The sequence below is a fragment of the Polymorphobacter multimanifer genome (genome assembly GCF_014205635.1).
Classification (GTDB): Bacteria; Pseudomonadota; Alphaproteobacteria; order Sphingomonadales; family Sphingomonadaceae; genus Sandarakinorhabdus; species Sandarakinorhabdus multimanifer.
On the sequence record NZ_JACIIV010000058.1, the window covers coordinates 1 to 6,748 of the forward strand.

3 protein-coding genes are annotated in these 6,748 nt (G+C 61.6%); 2 read left to right on the forward strand and 1 reads right to left on the reverse strand.

The window, feature by feature from the left end:
- The first annotated feature begins 157 nt into the window (after positions 1-157).
- Entirely contained in the window at positions 158-1,606 is a 1,449-nt protein-coding gene (gene dacB, locus FHS79_RS18250) for a D-alanyl-D-alanine carboxypeptidase/D-alanyl-D-alanine endopeptidase (protein ID WP_184203243.1), read from the forward strand.
- A 423-nt stretch (positions 1,607-2,029) separates the two neighbouring features.
- A complete protein-coding gene (locus tag FHS79_RS18255; RefSeq protein WP_184203245.1) occupies positions 2,030-6,286 on the forward strand; it encodes a chemotaxis protein CheB in 4,257 nt (1,418 codons plus the stop codon).
- Positions 6,287-6,339: 53 nt separating this feature from the next.
- Here FHS79_RS18255 and FHS79_RS18260 read toward each other — a convergent pair.
- Positions 6,340-6,748, reverse strand: a 409-nt coding sequence (locus FHS79_RS18260) for a PEPxxWA-CTERM sorting domain-containing protein (protein ID WP_184203247.1), incomplete at its 5' end; no start/stop codon positions are given.

A 6,748-nucleotide genomic window follows, 5' to 3' on the forward strand; every position in this document is an offset into this window, starting at 1 on the left:
GCCAAACCACGATCTCAAGAACCAGGGGCCTGACAAGCTGCTGCTGCCGCGACCAAGGCTAACCCAGATCGTCCAGCCAATATACAGGGGCCTGATCTGGCGCCTGATCTGCAAATCCCGCTGGCGTCGGAGCGGTGGCGGTGGCTATTCTCTCCCGATGCGCGCGACTGGCTTGCTATTGGCCCTTGCACTTGCCGCCCCTGCCGGGGCGGCACCCGATCCCGCGCTGCTCGCATCAGTCGAGGCGGTGCTCGCCGAAGGGCCGGCGGGAACGCGCTACGGCCTTGCCGTCACCACGCTTGAAGGTGAGCCGCTGCTGGCAATCGCGGCCGACCAGCGCTTCATCGCTGCGTCCAACACCAAGATGTTCGTCACCGCCACCGCCTTTGCCGATCTCGATGCACTGCAGGCGGCGGCGACCGGAACGGGGGTGCGGCTGGAGCCGGCGCGGAACGGCGAAGACAATGTGATCCTGCACGGCCGCGGCGACCCGCTGCTGGCGAGCAAGGCCAATTGCGTGGCCGATTGCCTGCAGACGCTCGCCGATGCCGTGGCGGCGCGCACCCGCCGCGTGCGCGATGTTATCGGGGATGACAGCCTGTTTCCGGCCGAACGCTGGGGGCTGGGGATGAGCTGGAACAATATCCAGTCGCGCTATGGCACCGGCATTTCGGCGCTGACGCTCGACGACAACGAGATCGCCGCGACGATCACGCCCGGCCGGGGCACGACCCCCGCCGTTGCAAGCTCGGACTATTACAGCATCGACAATCGGATCGTCACCGTGGCGGGCGCGGGCGAAGCCATTGTCGCCGAGCGCGCGCCCGGCAGCCGGACCGTGCGGCTGACGGGCACCATGGGTGCCGACGCCCGCCCGGCAACGCTGTTCTTCAGCATTGATGACCCCGCACACCATGCAGCGTGGCGGCTGCGCTCGCTGCTGCAGGCACGCGGGGTGACGGTGACCGGCGACATCGGCACGCGCCACCGGCCACTGGCGCCGCAGGACGATCCCGCCATCCGCGGGGGTGCACCGGCACCGCGGCCGCCGCTGCCGGCGATGCTGACGGCGCTGCCCGCACCGTCGCTCGCTGCCGACATGCGGATCATCAACAAGCAGAGCCAGAACCTTCATGCCGATCTGCTGATCCGGCGTGTCGGCGGCTTGCAGGGCAGCGGCTCGGTCGCCGATGGCATGGCGGCACTGGGGGCAATGCTGGCCCAGGCGCAAATTCCCGCCAGCAGCGTCACCTTTGCCGATGGTTCGGGCATGTCGTCGTACAACCGCATCACCCCGCGCGCAGCCGCGACGCTGCTCGGCTGGATCGCGCGCCAGCCCTGGGGCGCGGCCTGGCGCGAAACGCTGCCGATCGCCGGGCAGGACGGCACGCTGCGCAATCGCTTCAAGGGCACGAGCCTCGAGGGCCGGCTGTTTGCCAAGACCGGCTCGCTCAACGCCGCACGCGCGATCTCGGGCTATCTTCTGGCCCGCAGCGGCCGCACGCTGATCTTCTCGGCGCTGGCGAACGACATGCCCGATGGCACCGATGCGCGCGCCAGTGCGATTGTCGATCGCGCGCTTGTGATGATCGCCGAGGCGAACTGAACATGGGACCCAGGGCAATCGGCTCGGAGGCTCTCCTCGCGCAGTGAGCCTGCCAATTTCCGTGTTGACAGGATCAGGCTTCCTCGATCGCATTTCAGTACCTGGCCATCGAAGGTGGCGAGCGCGGGCGATGGACTGGTTCAGTCTGCCGGCGTGGGCTTTTCCCGATCTCGTTTTGCTGCTTTGGCGGCCGATGCCAGCGAAAACGGGAAATTTTCACGGTTCGGCGCATGCGTTGAATTCATGTGGAACTTGCTCTCGCCTCGACTGCTTGGTGTCGGAAATTACCCATGTCCCGCGTCCCCCATATCGGGATCATTACTACCATGCTGAACCATAGACCAAAATAATTCAGCGTGATACCATCTGACCAGGATCAGACTTTAGTAGTGCTCCTTGAATGAAGATGTTGCGAAGCAAAGAATGGCAAACGAAGATCCGCTGCCTGATGTGTTGAAGCGCCCGAAGCTGGTTGCTGTTGGAGCGTCGGCTGGTGGCCTCGCAGCGGTTCGAATGCTATTGACAGTAATGCCTGTTGACAGCGGGCTCACATTTATTCTTGTGCAGCACCTGGACCCGAACCATCCAAGCCTGTTGGTCGATTTGCTGCGTTCCGATATCGCATTGCCGGTTGTCGAAGCCGAGGATGGCATGGTCCTTGCCGCCAATCGTGTGCATGTCATCCCGCCAGGTGCCGATCTTTCCGTCGATGGCGACGCATTGGTCGTATCGAGGCCGCATGCCCGTCATGGCATGAGAATGCCGTTCGATTTCTTGCTTGCGTCGATCGCCGAGGCCTATGCCGGCCGCGTTGCTGCTGTCGTGTTGTCCGGCACCGGGGCCGATGGAAGCGTTGGTCTTTCGGCAATTCGCGCCAATGGCGGCGTGACGTTTGCACAGCTGCCATCCGAAGCCGGCCAGGCTGGAATGCCGGAGAACGCCATTGCCACCGGCCTGGTCGACCATGTCCTGCCGGTTGCAGGGATTGCCGCCGAGCTTTTGCGGTTCGCGCAACCGGGCTATATCTCGCGTGCGGAAGCTCCTGAGGCAATCAAGCCTCAATCTGCGCCGCCACCGCCTTGGCTGTCGGAGGTAACGGCACTGCTTCGAGTTGTCCGGGGGCTGGATTTCACGAGTTACAAGGCTGGCACGCTCGTGCGCCGAACATTGCGCAGGGCCAACATGGCAGGATTTCCTGACCAGGATATCGCCAAATATCTTGAACTCCTGCGTCACAACAGTGATGAACTTGGCCTGTTGGCCAACGACATGCTTATCAATGTCACGGGATTTTTCCGTGATGCCTGGGTTTTTGAGTATCTTTCCGAAAAGCTGGTGCCTGGCCTGGTGGCGGACCACCCCGAAGGCCAGCCGCTGCGCATATGGTCGGCCGCGTGCAGCACGGGCGAGGAATCCTATTCGATCGCGATGCTGTTTCTCGATGAGATCAAGCGCAACCGACCTGGACTGCGATTGCAGTTGTTTGCCACCGATGTTGATGCCGACGCCTTGGCCTTGGCGCGCGACGGTTTTTACCCTTCGACAATTGCAGACGTGGTCGGGCAGGAGCGGCTGCATCGATATTTTGCGGCTGACGACAATGGCTGGCGGATAAGCAGCGAATTGCGGGGCTCGATCGTCTTTGCCGTTCAGGACCTGCTTGGCGATCCGCCGTTTTCCCAGATTGACCTGATCTTCTGCCGCAACATGCTGATGTATCTCGACGCTGTTGCTCAGGAAAAGGTCATTGCGACATTCCACTTCGCGCTTCGCCCGCAGGCGCTGCTGCTGCTGGGCAGTGCCGAGACCGCCGGCGCAATCCAGGGACGGTTCGAACTTGTTTCGAAACAGGCACGCCTCTACCGCCGTGTCGGCGACCAACGGCCACTTCGACAGCGTTTTTTCGCACCGACCCCTTCGTTTTCCCGGCTGTCGAAGACGCCTGGGCGCACGGCCGCAAGCGAAGACCCGGCAAAGCTTTGCCATGAGTTGCTGATGAATCGTCATGCTCCGCCGACAGTGTTGATCGACGACAAGTTCATATGCCTTGTCCTGTCGGGAAACACTGACCGATATCTGCGTGTTGCGCCCAGCTTCGAGTTGCGGGGCTTGTTGCCGATGCTGCCGCAAACGCAACGCGGTCCCCTGCGCGCCGCAGTGGCGCGCGCCGCGCGTTCCGATGGGCCGATCACGACCATGTCCCGCGACGGCCATGATGGACAGCCGTTTTCAATGTCGGTCGAAAAGGCCATCTGCAATAGCGAGACGGTCTTTCTCGTCAGTTTTCATGATGCGATCACGGCCGCCGCTGGAGAGCCGCTGCCATTGAATGATGTTGCACTGACACTGGAACGACAACTGGAGGCCCTGCGCGCCGAGCTCGATGAAGCCCTGGCGCATATCGAAAATGCCGATTTCGAAGAACGCGCGTCTCGCGCCGATACGCTTTCGATCAACGAGGAATATCATACTGCCAATGAGGAACTGCTGACATCCCAGGAGGAACTGCAGTCGCTGAATGAGGAACTGACCGCCCTCAACGGGCAGTTGCAGGAGACACTGGACCGCCAACGAACGACCGCGGACGATCTGCAGAATGTGTTGTACAGCACGGATGTTGCAACGATCTTTCTCGATACGGATCTTCGTATCCGGTTTTTCACACCGGCAACACGCCGATTGTTTCGCATGCTGCCGACCGATATCGGCCGGCCGATGTCCGATCTTGCGCCGGCTGTCGTCGATGCGACGCTGAACACCGACGCGCAGCGCGTGCTGTCCGATGGGATCGCCATCGAGCGTGAGATTGCCGGCGCGGCTGGCGACTGGTTCGTCCGGCGGATCTTGCCTTATCGGACTCATCTCGACCGTATTGAAGGCGTGGTCATCACCGTTGTCGACATCACGGAGCGCAAGAACGCCGCCAGGGTCCTTGTCGAGGCGCGCCTTCAGGCCGATGCCGCAAACCTTGCAAAGTCGCGCTTCCTGGCTGCCGCCAGCCATGATTTGCGACAGCCGCTCCAGACCCTGGTCCTGCTGCAGGAAGTGCTGATGCAAAAGACCGAAAGCGAAGATGTGCAGGTGTTGCTTGATCGGCTCGCCCGGACCCTGACTTCGATGACGAGCATGTTGAACACATTGCTCGATATCAACCAGATCGAATCAGGCAGTGTTCTGGCTGACGTGCAGCCATTTCCGGTCGCGACCCTGCTTGATCGTATAGGCCAGGAGTTCGGCATTCATGCGGACGCCTATGATCAGAATCTGAGAATTGTCCCGAACAGCGCCATCATTCTCAGTGACCCGTTCCTGTTGAGCCAGATTGTCCATAACCTTGTTGCAAACTCGCTCAAATACACCCGGCGCGGCACGGCTCTGGTCGGTTGCCGGCGCAGGGGACGGCTTCTCGATATCGAGGTATGGGATAACGGCGTCGGCATTCCCCCGAGCGAGCTGGATGCCGTCTTTGACGCCTATCATCAGGTCGGAGCGGCAGATCGTGACCGGAATCGCGGTCTGGGGCTGGGACTTTCGATTGTCCGTCGGCTGAGTGACTTGCTCGAGCACAAGGTGTCGGTCGAGTCCGTTCCCGGGAAAGGGTCGATGTTCCGGATCTCGGTGCCGCTTGCAACTTCCGCAGTGCCGGCCCCGCAGGCGGACGTCGCCCAGCCAGACACCTCAGCACCGCATGTCGGTGTCGATATCCTTCTTATCGATGATGATACGGATCTGCTGGACCTTGTCGGTCTTCTGCTTGCCAGCGCCGGACATCGCATCGCAACGGCCATGGATGAAGCCGGCGCTTTCAAGGTGTTGCAGGAGACGATGCCGAAGCCGGCAATCATCATCACCGACCTCAACCTGGCCGGCAAGGAAGATGGCCTGCACCTCGTCGCAAAGATTCGAGAGCGGGTTGGCAGCGAGCTGCCGGTGATTGTCCTGACGGGTGACATTTCCGTGGAGGCGCTGGCGCGGATTCCCGAGCAGGGCTGTTTCCGGGTAGCGAAGCCGGTGCGAATGCAGGAAATGCTTCAAGTCATCGATCGGCTGGTTGCGCAACACAATTCAGCCCAGGTTGCTGACGAGATCGTCTACATCGTGGACGATGACCCGACGGTGCTTGCCGAGCTTACGGCGCTGCTCCGAAGCGATGGGTTCGTCACTCGCGGCTTTGAGTCGAGTGAGGCGTTGCTCGAGGGCTGGACGCCCCATAGTGCCGGATGTTTGCTGATTGATGCCACGCTGCCCGGGCTGGGCGGCCTTGAACTGATACGGCGCCTTCGTGACGACGAGCTGCTGCCGCCGTGCATCATCATCACCGGACATGGAAACATCAGGCTGGCAGTGGACGCTATGAAGATCGGCGCGCTTGACTTCATCCAGAAGCCGGCAAGCGGAGCGCTGGTGCTCGAGAGTGTGCGCAAGGCCTGTTTGCTGGGGCGCAACCGACGTGCGGAGCTGACTGAGCGGCATAACGCTGCAGCACTGATCGGATCATTGACCACACGCCAGCGTCAGGTCATGCAGATGATCGTCAATGGACATCCGAGCAAGAATATCGCGGCAGATCTCAGGATCAGCCCGCGCACGGTCGAAAAATATCGCGCCGAAGTGATGCGCAAAACGGGGATGCGCTCGCTGCCAGCCCTGGCGCGGCTGGTGCTGGCGGCGGCGCTTTAGAAAATCGGGTCGGCAGCGTGCGCAGGGCGGCAGTTTCCTGCCGCCCTGAACAGTCACGCATTCACGATGGACGTTGCCGATCGCCGCGAGCGAATGCGGAAGCCGACCATGCCAGCGCCGATGACCATCATTGCCCATGACGAAGGCTCGGGCACGGCCGCCCCGGCAAATGTGCCAGCGACATTGGCCATGAAGGACGTGCCGTATCCGTCTTCACCGATCTGAAATGGCGGCGTGATCGCGCTGAAAGCCAGCGAAAAATCAGCGCTCGTCAGCCCCGTCAAGTTCATGATGTCGGACGTGTAGGTGATGGCATCGCTGTTCGAAGTGTCGAACATGCTTCCCGAACCACCCCCGCCATTGATATTGTCAACGGCGGTCGGATTCCAGGCCAGTGTGGCGGTGTAAAAGCAGGCCATTTTCGGTGCGGCCCGGTTGTTTGCAAAAAGGCCCCCGATCGGG